This is a genomic window from Proteus sp. TJ1640 (assembly GCF_003144445.1).
GTDB classification, from domain to species: domain Bacteria; phylum Pseudomonadota; class Gammaproteobacteria; order Enterobacterales; family Enterobacteriaceae; genus Proteus; species Proteus penneri.
Window position 1 is genome coordinate 40,611 of record NZ_PENY01000037.1, and the last position, 16,037, is coordinate 56,647.

Here is a 16,037-nt window from a genome sequence, read left to right on the forward strand (position 1 = left end):
TGTTGTTTATTTCGACAACTTCAAAAGCCGCTTAAACAAAGCGGCTTACAGTTTCTTCAATAGCGTGAGCTATTAAAGCATTATTATGTGATTTTTTATCCATAAAATACACCATCCTAAAAGAGCAGAGCATAGAGCGAATGCGTCCTGCATATCTCAACGTCCTTATCGCCCTACAACTCATCACAGGTTAAAAACCTAGACTTTCTAGCAAATCATCAACTTGATCTTGATTTTTGATCACACCAGCGTTGTTTTTATTAACCTGAGGACCATTTAATAAAGAGTCAGTCTCTTTCTTCACATTAGACTTTTCAAGTTGCTCTGGTGGCAGGTTTTCCATTAATACCATCACGAGTTGTTTTTCAATTTCTTGAACGACACTCATCATGCGTTTAATCACCTGACCGGTCAGATCTTGGAAATCCTGTGCCATCATGATTTCCAATAACTGACTGTTAGTAAAAGCCGTACTCTCAGGGATATCCCGCAAATAATTGCGGGTATCGGTTACAAGAGAGCGTACATCTTTCAGCTCTTCTGGCTGTTCGAACCATTGGTCCCAACGTTCAGTAAGCTTAGTCGCATCGGCACTTAACGCATCCTGTTTAGGCTGCGCAGCTTCGACACAATTCAATGTACGCTCAGCTGCCTGAGCGGTCATTTGAGCAACATAGTCCAGTCGTTCCCTAGCGTCAGGGATGGCTTCTGCTGCTTCGGCTATTGCTTTATCCAATCCTAATTCTCGCAAACTGTCGCGTAACATCCGCGTCAATTGTCCGATCCGGCTGATAATATCAGATGTCATTTCAATATTATCTTTCGGCATAATTGGATTCCCACTCATTGCGACTCCTTAGATGCCCAGTTTTTCAAAAATTTTATTTAGTTTTTCTTCAAGAATTGCTGCCGTAAAAGGTTTAACAACATATCCACTTGCACCAGCTTGCGCTGCTGCAATGATATTTTCTTTTTTAGCTTCAGCGGTTACCATCAGTACTGGTGTTGCTGCAAGTCCCGCGTCACTACGAATATTTTTAAGAAGCTCTAGACCATCCATGTTTGGCATGTTCCAGTCTGTAATCACAAAATCAACTGCCGAATTGCGCAATTTAGCTAACGCGTCAGCACCATCTTCTGCTTCTTCTACATTCGTAAATCCTAATTCCTTTAGCAAATTACGAACTATGCGGCGCATTGTTGAAAAATCATCAACCACTAAAAATTTCAGATCCTTACTTGCCATTGAAAACTCCTTCAAAATATATCGGCAAATTACTGTGTTGCTTTTTAAACTGAACTTAATCAGATACGTAATGATTGCGTGCTACTGATTTTCATCAGCACCGCTTTACTCATTGCGCTTATGCTTTTCACTTCGTCTACTGCGCCTATTTCAACCGCAGCACGAGGCATACCAAAGACGACACAACTCGCTTCATCTTGTGCAAAGGTATAACTTCCTGCTTGACGCATTTCTAATAACCCAGCTGCACCATCACTTCCCATCCCAGTTAAAATAACGCCAATAGCATTACGCCCCGCATATTTTGCGACTGAACGAAATAGCACATCAACTGAAGGACGATGACGGTTTACTGCAGGTTCTTTATTAATGTGGATCTGGTAGTTAGCACCATTACGACGAAGCTCCATGTGATAATCACCTGGTGCAATATAAGCATGTCCAGGTAATACACGTTCGCCGTCTTCTGCTTCTTTTACACTAATTTGACATAATCGATTTAATCGTTCTGCAAATGAGTGTGTAAACCCTGCCGGCATATGTTGCGTAATTAATATCGCAGGGCTGGTAATCGGTAATGGTTCTAGAAAATTACGAATAGCCTCTGTGCCACCAGTTGATGCACCGACAGCGATCAACTTTTCACTCGAAATCATCGGTGTAAATGACAGTGATTTAGAAGGCTGTGCTTGTACTTCTCGGCGATTAATTCGTGCTAGTGCTGCCGCTCGAATTTTCTCGGCAATCAGTTCGCTATAAGCCATCATACCTTCACGCAAACCAAGTTGTGGTTTAGTCACAAAATCAACCGCACCCAACTCTAACGCTTTTAACGTTACTTCGGAGCCTTTGGCTGTTAATGATGAAACCATAACGACAGGCATTGGTCTTAATCGCATCAATTTTTCCAAGAAATCAATACCATCCATACGTGGCATTTCAACGTCTAACGTTAATACCTGTGGGTTGTACTTTTTTATTAAGTCACGAGCCACTATAGGATCTGGTGCACAATCAACAACTTCCATATCGCTATGACTGTTGATGATTTCTCGCATGATTTGACGCATTAACGCCGAATCATCGACACAGAGTACCGTTATTTTATTCATAACCTCTCCTTGCTGGTGTCAGCCCGTAAACGGTATGCCCATGCAAGTAGAAATTCTTGCTAAGCTGGCTTACATTCTCTGAATGTCCAACAAACAGCATTCCGTCTGGCTTAAGTAATGAGGTAAAGCGATTAAGTAAGGTTTGTTGTGTTTCTTTGTCGAAGTAAATCATGACATTACGACAAAAAATCGCATCAAAACTACCTTCTAAATCCCATTGCTTGTCGAGTAAATTCAAATACTGAAAAGAGACCATCTCGCTAATTTGATGTCTAATTTTCACGTATCCTTCAAACTCGCCGACACCTTTGAGAAAATATTTTTTCAAATATTCATCATTTAATGTTTTAAGCTCTTCCTGTCGGTAAACACCTTTTCGTGCTTTATCCAACACATTAGTATCGATATCGCTGGCAATAATTTTGGTTTTATACGGGTTATTTCCAAAAACATCGCGTAAAGTCATCGCTATTGAATAAGGTTCTTCTCCAGTAGATGCTGCTGCACACCATACTCGGTAGACGCCTCCTGCTTTTTTTCTGGCATGTTTTGCCAAAATAGGAAAATGATGCGCTTCCCTGAAAAATGCAGTGAGATTGGTTGTTAATGCATTGACAAACTCTTGCCATTCAGGGTTGCGTACATCACTTTTAAGAAACGCAAGATAGTCACCAAAGTTATTCATCCGTAATTCACGTAACCTCCTAGTGAGACGGTTATAAACCATCTCCCTTTTGTTGTTAGTCAGCACAATACCGGCCTTTTGATAAATCAATTGGCATATAGATTGAAACTGATCATCGGACAACATGAACCGTTGGGTAAAAATATCCAACGGTTGAGCAGCGATATCTGATAAGACTTCAGTAACATTACGTTTCATTGTTTTTTAATGGGTCTTTTTAAAAAATGATTTTTTATCTGCTTTTTTCAACCCATTACCTTCTAAGGATGAAGAATGATTACTCTCATCCGTGTCAGGCAACTCGAATGCCGATACAGCATCAACAAGGTTATTAGCCTGATCTTCTAATGCTGCGGCAGCAGATGCTGATTGCTCCACCAAAGCAGCGTTTTGCTGTGTCACCTGATCCATCTGACTGACTGCATCAGCGACTTGGTGAATACCTCGGCTTTGTTCATCAGAAGCTGAGGCGATTTCTGCCATTAATTCAGTGACTTTATTTACTGAGGTGACGAGTTCCTCCATTGTCTGTCCTGCATTATTAACGAGTTGAGAACCTTGAGAGACACGTAAAACGGACTCATCAATCAACAACTTAATTTCTTTTGCAGCATCAGCACTACGTTGAGCAAGGTTACGAACTTCTCCTGCAACGACAGAGAATCCACGCCCTTGTTCACCCGCGCGAGCAGCTTCAACCGCCGCGTTAAGTGCTAATATATTGGTTTGGAACGCAATACCATCAATCACACTGATAATAGCCCCTATCTTTTGAGAACTTTGTGTAATCGCATCCATGGTTTCAACAACACTATGCGTGATTTGCCCACCACGTATAGCTGTTTCAGAAGCAGATTCTGCGAGCTTGCTCGCTTGCAGAGCGTTATCAGCATTTTGTTTTACCGTTGCTGTTAACTCTTCCATGCTTGCCGCAGTTTCTTCTAACGAAGCAGCTTGTTGTTCAGTTCTTGAGGATAAATCCGTATTTCCTTTGGAAATTTCTTGAATACCCGAATACATAGCATGGCTATTATCACGAACGAGACGAATAGAACGTGCAAGCTCACCACGCATCTCTCGTAGTTTTTTAAACACATTTCCTATTTCATCATCGGTGAAGACAAGAATTTCACGATTTAATTTACCAGTGGCAACATCATTAAAATAACGGCTTAAACTTGCGAAAGGTTTAATGATATTAAAACTTAGCCAGCGATGAGCGGCGATTGATACAACAATAACCATCGCTATTGCACCGATAAACATCAAGATAGCAATAGTATAAGAACGATGTCCTTGCTCGATAGATTCAGTAATTTCATCCTGAACATAATTCATATAGGTATTAAATGAATTTTCCATCGCTGTTTGATAACGTTCTGTTGGTTGATCTAAAAAACCTTGGAAGTTATCGTTTTTTAACATGCTATGTAATTCGGTTAATGCACCATACAAAACGTGGTAATCATTTTTCACTGCATCAACAATTTCTTTTTCTTCTGTTGGGATTGCCTCTTTATTTATTTCAGCAAGGAAATTTTGAAAATGAGTATTCGCCGTTTCCAAACGTGAAAGTGCAATTGATTCAATAGATTGAATATAATCCGTTGACTGTTCAGTTTTCACTGCGATAGCTACACGATTAATCGCATTACGTGTTTGTATTAAAGATGCCCAACTTAATCCTAATTCATCTCGCTTAGATGTATCTATATCTACTTTAGTGATCTGTTCGTTATTCAAATGAACAATTCCTAGCGAAATACCACTAGAAATCAATTGCATAACGCAAAACATCATCAGTAATAAATAGAGACTGGTGGATATCTTTAATTTGCGAAACCTAAACATGCCTTCACCTCGTTTAAAGCGGTGGTTCAAAGCCACCGCTTGTCAGCCACTTGTTGTTGTTAGAAAGTTTCCCAATTAGCGGGATCTTCAACACTGCTGCTCTTTTTCTTTTCTGAGGTTCCTGGTTTTATAAGTGGAGCAGCGGCTTTAACTACAGGGGTTGCATCCAATTCCTTTTTTTCTAGCGTTTTTTCTTCCTGACCCGGTAATTTGAAGATTGAAACTAAGCGGGTTAATGCAACTGCTTGATCTTCAAGACCAGCAGCAGCGGCTGCAGATTGTTCTACTAAAGAGGCGTTTTGCTGAGTAACACGATCCATTTCAGAAACCGCAAGGCCAACTTGTGAAATACCTCGGCTTTGCTCATCTGATGCTGAAGCAATTTCGCCCATGATATCAGTAACGCGCGTTACTGAATCCACGATACGCGTCATCGTTTCACCCGCACTTTCAACAAGCACAGAGCCAGTTTCAGTACGACTTACAGAATCTTCAATCAGTGTTTTTATTTCTTTAGCAGCTTCTGCACTTCTCTGTGCAAGGTTACGAACTTCACCGGCAACCACCGCAAATCCGCGACCATGCTCACCGGCTCTTGCTGCTTCAACAGCTGCATTCAGTGCCAAAATATTGGTCTGGAATGCAATGCCATCGATAACAGCTGTGATATCGGTGATTTTCTGAGAACTTCCGGCTATGTCGTGCATTGTTTGCACCACATTAGCAACAACTTTTCCACCTTGGCGGGCAATATCTGAGGCGTCATTAGCAAGGTTACTTGCTTGGCGAGCGTTATCTGCGTTCTGTTTTACAGTTGCAGTTAATTGTTCCATACTTGCAGCAGTTTCTTCTAACGAAGCGACTTGCTCTTCTGTACGAGCAGATAAGTCATTATTCCCCGCCGCAATTTCACTTGTACTGTTATAAATATTTTCTGTACTTTGATAGACACCACGAACAGTTTGAATTAGCTCTTGTTGCATATGTTTTAAACCACTCGCTAACAAGCTCATTTCATTGCGGCCATTCACCTCGATATTTGGACGTAAATCACCTTCAGAGAAAGTTTTAATGCTTAATAAAAGTGAGTTTAATGGTCTAATTAAGGCATTACGTAATGCAAACCAACAGAGAATTAATGCCGCAATAACGATAATGGCTAACACTGCTATAGTAATGGTAGTACGTTGGTGAGAGGCTTCTAATGCCATATTTAACTCTTCGTTAAATTTCTCATTACGCATAACATATGAAAGATATTCTTTATATAAAGCGTCTTGATAACCCGTAGTTGGTTGCTCAAAAAAATCTTTTAAGTTCTTATCTTGAAGTAAAATTTCTAATTGGTTTAATGCAGAGAAATATTCGATAAAGCGCCCTTTTAGACTACGAATATCATCTTCTGAGTGAATTTGATAAGCAGTAATATTCTTTTCAAATTCTTTAAATTTCTCGTCTGCACGCGACATATTTTTGCGAGCAAGTCCCACCAAATAATCAACAGACAGAGAATCATCTACATTAAGATTTTTATCTTGTAATAAAAAACTAATCGCAGCCCGGTTAATATTATTACGAGCTTGAAGTAAGTTAGCCCAGCTTTCATCTAGGCGTTCACGTTGCTTTTGTATTGTCAGTGTTTTATTAAGGTCGTTTCTTGTCTCAACGATATTTGAGTAAAAAACGCCCCCTGAGACAAATTGCAAAACACCAAACAACAGAAGAATGGATAATAATCCAGTCACTATTTTCATTCGGCTAAACATAGTTTCCCTTTTTATAATAAACGGTAATGAGCAAGTTATCGGCAGACTTAAGAGAAACTTTATAGGATTCATTTCGTCTTAGTCACATTTTGCTCCATTAGAAAGCGGTGGTAATACCATTTTTAATTAAAATTATAAGTATAAAAAACTTTAAAGTTATTTCCGTCAGTAGAAAAATATTACAGCTAAGTGATAGCTACTTATTAAGTTAATAAGTAATAAAATAGAACTTAACTAAAATTATTAGTTCTTTTTTATCTTTTAATTTTACTTAAGGTTAATTTAATGTGTTAACGCTCACTAATAAAATAAAAAAGATAAAAATAACTATTCCGGCAAATTTACCGGAACAGTATTTAGATTATTTTTTAAAAATAAAAACTTATTTAGCTTGAATTGCAGCGCTATCGACTAATTCCATTTCTTCACTATTGAGTAATTTTTCAATATCAACAAGAATAAGCATTCTTTCATCTAAAGTACCTAAACCTGTTAAATACTCAGTAGACATGGTGACTGCAAACTCTGGCGCAGGGCAGATTTGCTCTGGCTTTAGCGTAAGAACATCAGAAACGCCATCAACCACAATTCCTACAATTCGATTTAATAAGTTAACCACAATAACAACAGTATTGTCATTATAAGTTACACTTTCTTGTGAAAATTTAATACGCAGATCAACTATCGGAACAATAACGCCCCGTAAATTAGTTACACCTTTAATAAAGCTAGGTGAATTAGCAATACGTGTAACTTGATCATATCCACGAATTTCTTGAACCTTTAAAATATCAATTCCATATTCTTCATCACCCAGCGTAAAAATTAGAAATCCTTGTCCAACAGTTTCACCGGATAATTTCTCGAAATGTTCCGAAGCCATAATCTTATTTTATCCTCACTATTAAATGACTGCACTTGCAGTTGTATTCTTTTTCTTATTCGTCATTTGTGTATGACTTAAACGTTGCAATTCTGGTACATCAAGAATTAAAGCTACACTACCATCACCCATAATTGTTGCTGCAGATATCCCCGGAACTTTTCGGTAATTACTCTCTATATTTTTAACAACAACTTGATGCTGACCAACTAATTGATCTACTAATAAAGCATAACGACGTCCAGCACTTTGAACAATAACCGCAATTGCTTGGGTAATATCCGTTTGAGCGCCTTCAATATTAAAAGTACGATGCAATTCAATCAGTGGTAAATATTCCCCTCTAACCTGCAATAATTTCTCATCGCCAGCCAATGGATAAATATCATCTTCTTCCGGTTGTAAAGAACTGACTACCGTTCCTAATGGTAAAATAAAGACTTCGTCATGAACTTTAACAGACATACCATCTAAAATTGCTAATGTTAGTGGAAGTAAAATACGAATACGCGTTCCTTTACCAACCTCAAAACTGATCTGAATTTGTCCCCCCATCTCTTGGATATTTCGTTTCACAACATCCATACCCACACCACGGCCGGAAACATCCGTTACGACTTCGGCGGTAGAGAAACCCGGTGCAAAAATCAGCATAGCAACTTCTTCGTTGCTCATATTTTCAGAAACTGCAAGCCCAGAGGAAATCGCTTTTTTCAAAATACGTTCGCGGTTTAATCCTGCGCCATCATCAGTCACTTCAATGCAAATATTACCACCTTGATGTTCCGCAGACAGCGTTAACTGCCCTGCTTCCGGTTTACCCAGTGCAATCCGCTCCGCTGGCATTTCAATACCGTGATCAAGGCTGTTACGAACTAAGTGAGTTAAAGGATCGATAATTTTTTCAATTAAACTTTTATCAAGTTCTGTTGAGCTACCAATCATGTTTAACTCAACTTTCTTATTCATTTTACCTGCAACATCACGAACAACTCGAGGGAAGCGACTGAAAACATATTCCATCGGCATCATACGAATTGACATAACAGATTCTTGTAAATCTCGAGAATTACGCTGCAACTGAGCAATACAACTTAATAAATCACTATATATTGCAGGCTCAAGACTACCGCTGTGCTGCGCCAACATTGACTGTGTAATAACCAGCTCACCAACTAAGTTGATTAATTGGTCAACTTTTTCAACTGCAACACGAATGCTGCTTGATTCTGTTTTTGGTGTTGCCGCTGCAGTTGGCCTTTTCGTTGGTGCTGCTACAGGTGCTTTAGTTGGTTCTGCCGATGGCATCACCTTTTCAACCACTGTTTTTTGTACAGGTGCAGGTTGCTCAGCTTGGCTTTCAACATGAGCATCATCAACAGATGTTGTACTTTCTTCTGTAACTGCGTTTTTTTCTGGTGTTTTTTCTGCAACAACCACTTTTTTAAACGAGATTTGTTCAGGTTCAATCACAAAACAAAGTACAGCGCTGATATCTTCTTCTGTTGCAGTAGTTTTTAATATTGCTTCAAGGCCATGATGCTGTTTTTCAACTTGGCTAACTTCACCAAGATGCTTTAATTCATCGAGCATTAAATCAATATCTGTCTCTTTCAGATCAGACAAAATGATATGATGGTAATAATGTCCATCAGCTGCCATTGTCGATGCGACTTCAACTCTGTTTTCTACGGCTTCACTTTGCACATTTTCAGCGTCAGATGACAAAACAGGAGTTTCAATCATGGTGGCCTGTGAGTCCGAAGCTTCAGATCCAGCAACCGCCTCAACTTGAGGAGCGGATTGTTCTTCTTTTACATCGAGAGCCAGCTGACGCAACTTCTCACAAATATAGTTAAATGTTTCCTCATCAGGTTCTTGTGAGTTTTTATGTGCATCCAATTGCTGTTGCATAATATCTTTCGCTTCCAGAAACAGGTTAATAATGTCGTCGGTGAGCGCCATCTCATGACGCCTTGCACTATCGAGCAAGTTTTCAAGCACATGAGTGGTCTGTTGAAGTTTAACGAAGCCAAATGTTGCAGCTCCTCCTTTTATGGAGTGTGCACTACGGAAAATTGCATTCAACTGTTCTTGATCTGGATTTGCCGGATCAAGTAACAGCAAATGCTGTTCCATATCAGCTAACAACTCATCTGCTTCATCAAAAAATGTTTGATAAAACTCAGTAATATCCATCGTTACTCATTCACCTTTACGCGATTACTAACAAATTAGGGGGCGGTTCCCTGCTTTGTAGTAATATTTGTCGATTGTGATGGCAAACTTTCCCCAGAAACTCCTGTTTCAACATTTTCCTTTTTTGATTCGGGAAGCTCAGATACAGAAGACACAGACGAATCCGTCTGTGTGTTTTCTGCTTTTTCTTGTGGGGTTTCTTGCCCTGAAAGTAGAGGTTTAATTTCTGAAGCCTCTGTTACTGTCGGTGCAACCCGCTCATTTTCTTGTACAATTTTTTGTTCTGCTTGCTTCGTTAAGACCAAAATACTGATCCGTCGGTTAGCAGCTGCAAAACCATCCTCTTTAACTAAATGAACTGTTGATGCCATACCCACAACACGCAATACTTTCCATTCATTTAAGCCTGCACCAATTAATTCTCGACGAGAAGCATTTGCACGATCCGTTGATAGTTCCCAGTTACTATATTTAAAAGCACCACTTGCATAAGGGATATCATCGGTATGACCCGATAAACTGATTTTGTATGGCGTATCATTTAAAATAGGTGCGATTGCCGTCAAAATATCTTTCATATAAGGTTCAACGGTGGCACTACCGACTCTAAACATCGGTCGATTTGCTTTATCAATAATTTGAATGCGCAAACCTTCATCCATCATGTCGATCAGTAAATGAGGCTTCAGATCTTTTAACCGAGGATCATTTAAAATGACTTGTTCTAAATTCTCTTTTAATCGGCGGAATTGTTGCTTTTCATTGAGCTGTTTATCTTCCTGGCCTTTTGGCAAAATATCGCCTTCGTTATAGACAGGATCACGCCCCCCTCCAGGAATAGGATTGGTTGCATCCCCACTAAATCGCCCTTTTTCAATAGCGACTTTTAATGGCGTACGAAAATATTCGGCTACACGAGTTAATTCTTGTGGGCTAGAGATTGAAAGTAACCACATCACCAGAAAGAAAGCCATCATTGCGGTCATAAAGTCAGCATAAGCTATCTTCCATGCACCACCGTGAGCGTTATGTTGCTTTCTCCCTCGCTTTTTAACTCGGATGATTTGTGAATTACTCTTCATAATTACTCTTCTTTCATTGCATCAGGATTTGCCTGCATTGGTGTCCGTACCTGACGTACATGTTCTTCCAATTCAATAAAAGAAGGTCTGTCTGCCAGAAAGAGGGTTTTACGTCCAAATTCAACAGCTATCTGTGGTGCATATCCATTCATGCTAGATAACAATGTTGTTTTGATGCACTCCATCATTTTCATTTGCTGACTAGAGCGCTGTCTGAGCCTAGAAGCTAATGGTGAAATAAAGCCATAAGCTAATAAAATACCTAAGAAAGTACCAACCATTGCATGACCAATGAGAACGCCCATTTCACCAGCAGGTCTATCGGCTGCACCTAACGCATTAACGACCCCCATCACCGCAGCAACAATACCAAATGCGGGCAGTGAATCACCCATGGCAGATAATCCCGTTGCAGGAACTTCGCTCTCTTCCTCAAAAGTTGCAATCTCTTCATCCATCAGAGATTCAATTTCATAAGGGTTCATATTCCCTGTCACCATCAGACGCATATAGTCAGTAATAAAACTGAGCATATAAACATCTTTCATAATGCGAGGATATTGGGAAAAAATGTCACTTTGTTGTGGATTTTCGATATCTCTCTCTAATGCCAACATCCCGTTTTGACGAGCTTTTGACAATAAACGAAACATGAGTGCCATTAAATCCATGTACATCGCTTTATTATAATTTGTACTACGAAGTAATTTCGGTAGGATCTTCATTGTCGATACAATTGCTCTACCATTATTACCTACAATAAAAGCACCGATACCGGCACCAAAGATGATTATAAATTCGGCTGGCTGGTATAAGGCACCTAAACTACCACCGACGAGAAGATATCCCCCGATGACGGCGCTCATAACCACGATATATCCTAAGAGTACTAACACGCGATATCCCTTTAGCTAATTTCGTTATTGAGAGAATGGCGAACATAGCAGCAAGAGATAGGAGGGGGAGAGGAAACGGTACAGGTTATAGATAACTAAGCTCTATAACCTGATATTTAACTTTCAATCTCGAATCACATTGCAAACTGTTCAAGACCATCCAACAGTTGTAAGTTAATATCGGCAGGATTGGCGGAAAGTTTACGTTTTTTTATTGCGCGAGAAGGTGGCTGGCAAAGACTACAAACATAATTACTAGCTGGCTGGTGTGCGTGTGTAATAAATGAACCATTACATTTGGTACAAACGGAAAGTTGCAACATACCACTTTCAACAAAACGTACTAATGTCCATGCTCTTGTTAGTGCTAAAATAGGTTCTTGATCTTTAACAGGAGGACATTGCTCTAAGTATAAACGATAAGCCTTAACAACAGCCTCAACGCCAACACAACCGCCATTTTTTAATAAAAAGCGATAAGCATTATAAAACATTGAGGAATGGATATTTTGTTCCCATGTCATAAACCAATCCGTTGAAAATGGCAGCATTCCTTTTGGAGGGGGGCTCCCTCTTAATTCTTTGTATAATTTAATTAAACGCCCCCGACTTAATTGAGTTTCACTTTCAAGCATTTGTAAGCGGGCACCCAAGGTGATTAATTCCATTGCTAAGCGAATATCTTTCGCTTCTCGGACGATACTTTTCTCACTCATTGTTATGCCCGTTTCTTTGTTGCAGTAGTGTCTTGTTCCGATAACTGACGAAACAAGTTAGAAGAAAGAAGAATGCCAGTATGAATTTGTTGTAAATCATCCACTCTAGATTCTTTAGTGAGTTGTTCTATTGTTTCGCTGTCTTCAAAGCGGAAATTACAGATTAGTTGGTTTGTTTCAGCCAACTTAACCAATTGTGGCAATGTAAGCTCTGCCAGTGCATCCGCCATTGCATCACTAATCCCAAGCCGAAACATTGCGGAAGCCTTTTCTTGGTTAATTAACCTTTGCGCCAAAAGCAAATACGATAAATTTATGTCATAAATATGCTTAAGCAATTCAACCGTACTCATCTCTTTACATCCCGTCCGATTATATTGAACAAAGAGGATCTTTCTAATGAAAGATCCCGAGGAAATTAATATAAATGTAATATTAAATTCCAGGCCCCATTTTATGAACATGACACGTAGTAACACTACCTTGTATTACTTAGTTACGGTCATTTTCAAAAGTAGCGAAAAAATCATTTAAATTAAAAGTAAACTTTAAATGCTCGCCAATATAGCTCGTTAAGAATAATCCTAACGCAACAACTTTACTCCTTAACGATTAAGTTATTCAACGGATAAAGTAGTCTAATTTAAATACTATGTGAGTCACATCACAAAAAGATAATCATTATTATGGAATTAGTTCATTAACTATTCAAGTGATAAAAGTAATAAAACTTGGTGTAAATTAATAAGCTAATCTACCCAAATTAAAATATTAATGATAATTTTTTATTTTATACGATCTATTAAACTTATAAACCTAAAAATACAGCATAAAAATTTGACAAATCCACAATTAGAGATTTTTTTGATCACAGTAACATATATTGATATATCTCCCCCTCATCTTTATCTAAACAAGCTTCTTAAATTTAATAAATATTTCTATAGATATTATTTTTTTCACCATTTACGCAAACCTTCATAAATGATCACTTTTTGTTTACAATTTGTTTGAAAAATAACCCATTCTAATTATTTATAGTTATCCTAAATTTTTTTATTATTTCAAATCAAATATTATACTTTAAAATCAATATGATAAGTTAATACATTTATTAGACAGGACGATAAGTCATATAAAATTAAATTCTTAGTTATGCATCTTCACCCTTAAATCATTGAATATTTATTTCTACATCATTAAAGTTTCAACTGTAATAATTTAATTTAGCTAATACTTACCAAGTACTATTTAACACTTAAATTACAGAACCCTTAATAAGAGTTTTATTGCCTGTAAATTAATCACAGAGAAATAATATCCACATATAAATAAGTTTTTTTTATGAATTACAGTGTAATTTATGAACAATATAAATTTAAAATTACTACTAGATTAATATAAAAACAAAATAATCTTTTTTATTTAATTAAATAACACCTTTTACCAATTCAATTATTAATTCAGAATTGAATATAAAAATAATACAGCATTTAACTTAAGTTTAATCAAAAAAAACACGCATTTTTTTATAAAATAAAGTCACAGATTATTAATATAAAAAATTTAAACTTTCTTATTTTTCACTGCATAGATATATTAACACAATAATTTACAACTAATAAAAAACACAAAAGACAGTAAAAAAATAAAGAAAAAAAGCAGATTTATAAAATCATGTCTTATATAACCACATCTCTTTTTTTATAAAAAAAAGACATTTTTTGAAATATAAATTTCAATTTCATAAAAAAAGATCCCAAGATCTCCAAGATAAAGTAATTAATTCATAAAATAATAAGGTAAAATATAAATTCTGTTTTTCCTGTTAACCGTATTGTCTCTACACAATAAATGGCTGTAATGGCAAATATGATAACCCGAAGTTAACACCTGTATAGATGCACTTTCTCAATGTAAAGCAAGAAAAACAAATATGATTAAAATAACACCTTATTGATTACTCTATTAGCATTGGTACGAATAAAAAATATCAAATGTTAACTTTTAGCCCCAAATAGTTTCTAACAACAATTTGTTTTACTCTTACAAATGATGAGTATTGTTTCACCTTCTCTCTTATCATGTGGTTAGCCTCTTTTTTTCAACCTAGCTATCACAAGTCTCAAGGCATTACGGAACTAAAAATGCTGACTTCGTAACAACACTATTACTTAACAAAAGTTGGTGTTGACGAACCTAGGAGAGTATAAAGATTTAAATATCGGTACATCTTTACTTAAAGCGCCAAAATATATCTCTAAATGTTCCTCTATTCTAACTACTAATTTGACTCATTTTATTACCCTTTTTATGAGTAATTTCAACATTAAAAAGACTTTTTCTCTCGATCAAAACCTAATAAATATATTGATATATCTAAAGAATCAAGGCTTATATCTCATTTATTAGATTAGTCTTAAAACCAATAACAGCACTTAGTATTCTATAACCCCAAAGTGTTCTAATTTTTTGGAAAAAGAAGGTATTGAAAAATATTGTAACCGTATTTTTTTATAGTAATAATCGAGATCATTCATGAGGTGAATGCAAATAGTTTGTGTATTGCTTCCAGTTCTATTGAAACGAGTTACATTGTTTTTTAGTAAGCGAACATGAAATTTTTGTTCACACTTTTATACCAGCAATGTTTTAAATTAGTGTTCCTCTTATACTTGGTTTTATCTTTTTTGGTGAATCAAAAAAGGTCAGTACCACAATTATCCTTTATATATATTTTCAAGAAAAATACTAACGACACATCTATTTCATAATAAGATAATTCTCTTTCTGTAATAAGTAAGATTTACATCCTTGACAAAGTTATAAACAATATAATTTTGAAATGATTATTTTACTGAACAGAAAGAGTGGTGTAATTTTTCTACTATTATTATAAGATTACTTATTGGTATCAATTTTTCCACATGGTCTTTACAAAAAAAACCACAATTCTTCAAAAGATTTTCATTCACCAATGATTAGTGATTACAGACAACATACCACAGCAATTCATCAGCTTTACTGTAGCAGTATAAGCCCACCGTTTTCCTAAATTTTTCTTCATATTTTGAGAGTCTAATTAAATTAAATTAAAAACATTACTCAAAAAATCACGCTTAAATTAAATATGGCAGTAAATGTTGATATATTTTTAGCCAAATACATTGAAATAATTTGAGAGTATAATTTAGGTATTAAAAAAATCTAATATAATCAATGGAAAACATCAATTTTTATCCCAAATGAAATACTGCTCTAAGCCCCTTAATAACGACTTTTTGTCCCATAATACTCCTAAGTACCTCATTTAATAAGTAAACCATGGGTAGCAATCTCTTACTTGATTTTAGTTTTTTCTATTTATTAAAAACAAAATAAACAGAGATAAATCAAATCAGACCAAAAGAAACGATTAATAAAAATGAGAAATGATACCAAACACCCCACGAAGGTAGTTAAATATTTTGCGTTCATAACTCATTATATACGGGTTAGCCACAATACAAATAATTGTACATTAATCAATTTAGACAAAAATGTTTGTTTTTATTAAAACGAAAATGAACATATCCTCTCTATCACGTATTTTAATTAGCTT

General features: G+C 36.6%; 12 protein-coding genes. All 12 read right to left on the reverse strand.

What is annotated here, in order from left to right:
- Positions 1-190: 190 nt before the first annotated feature.
- Complete coding sequence (gene cheZ, locus DK861_RS16190; protein ID WP_023581808.1) at positions 191-847, reverse strand: protein phosphatase CheZ; 657 nt, start codon at positions 845-847, stop codon at positions 191-193.
- A gap of 9 nt (positions 848-856) precedes the next feature.
- Positions 857-1,246, reverse strand: coding sequence for a chemotaxis response regulator CheY (gene cheY / locus DK861_RS16195; RefSeq protein WP_006533192.1), 390 nt, complete (start codon positions 1,244-1,246; stop codon positions 857-859).
- A gap of 59 nt (positions 1,247-1,305) precedes the next feature.
- Positions 1,306-2,358 carry a chemotaxis response regulator protein-glutamate methylesterase gene (locus tag DK861_RS16200; RefSeq protein ID WP_109400758.1) on the reverse strand — a complete coding sequence of 351 codons (1,053 nt, stop codon included), beginning with the start codon at positions 2,356-2,358 and terminating at the stop codon, positions 1,306-1,308.
- The gene (gene cheR / locus DK861_RS16205; protein WP_072063121.1) at positions 2,351-3,241 is read right to left on the reverse strand and encodes a protein-glutamate O-methyltransferase CheR; all 891 of its coding nucleotides are present in this window, start codon (positions 3,239-3,241) and stop codon (positions 2,351-2,353) included. Before cheR ends, DK861_RS16200 begins: the two co-directional genes overlap by 8 nt.
- A gap of 6 nt (positions 3,242-3,247) precedes the next feature.
- Complete coding sequence (locus DK861_RS16210) at positions 3,248-4,894, reverse strand: methyl-accepting chemotaxis protein (protein WP_109400759.1); 1,647 nt, start codon at positions 4,892-4,894, stop codon at positions 3,248-3,250.
- Positions 4,895-4,953: 59 nt separating this feature from the next.
- Positions 4,954-6,660 carry a methyl-accepting chemotaxis protein gene (locus DK861_RS16215; protein ID WP_109400760.1) on the reverse strand — a complete coding sequence of 569 codons (1,707 nt, stop codon included), beginning with the start codon at positions 6,658-6,660 and terminating at the stop codon, positions 4,954-4,956.
- 382 nt (positions 6,661-7,042) lie between these two features.
- The gene (gene cheW / locus DK861_RS16220) at positions 7,043-7,543 is read right to left on the reverse strand and encodes a chemotaxis protein CheW (RefSeq protein ID WP_006533200.1); all 501 of its coding nucleotides are present in this window, start codon (positions 7,541-7,543) and stop codon (positions 7,043-7,045) included.
- A gap of 21 nt (positions 7,544-7,564) precedes the next feature.
- Complete coding sequence (gene cheA, locus DK861_RS16225; protein WP_109400761.1) at positions 7,565-9,742, reverse strand: chemotaxis protein CheA; 2,178 nt, start codon at positions 9,740-9,742, stop codon at positions 7,565-7,567.
- A 35-nt stretch (positions 9,743-9,777) separates the two neighbouring features.
- Positions 9,778-10,824: a flagellar motor protein MotB gene (gene motB, locus DK861_RS16230; protein ID WP_109400762.1), complete on the reverse strand. Its 1,047-nt coding sequence runs from the start codon at positions 10,822-10,824 to the stop codon at positions 9,778-9,780.
- Between the two features lie 2 nt (positions 10,825-10,826).
- Positions 10,827-11,720 carry a flagellar motor stator protein MotA gene (gene motA / locus DK861_RS16235; protein ID WP_036935706.1) on the reverse strand — a complete coding sequence of 298 codons (894 nt, stop codon included), beginning with the start codon at positions 11,718-11,720 and terminating at the stop codon, positions 10,827-10,829.
- A gap of 134 nt (positions 11,721-11,854) precedes the next feature.
- On the reverse strand, positions 11,855-12,436 hold the full coding sequence (gene flhC, locus DK861_RS16240) for a flagellar transcriptional regulator FlhC (RefSeq protein ID WP_006533207.1): 582 nt from the start codon (positions 12,434-12,436) through the stop codon (positions 11,855-11,857).
- 2 nt (positions 12,437-12,438) lie between these two features.
- Positions 12,439-12,789 carry a flagellar transcriptional regulator FlhD gene (flhD, locus tag DK861_RS16245; RefSeq protein WP_072063484.1) on the reverse strand — a complete coding sequence of 117 codons (351 nt, stop codon included), beginning with the start codon at positions 12,787-12,789 and terminating at the stop codon, positions 12,439-12,441.
- Positions 12,790-16,037: the final 3,248 nt, after the last annotated feature.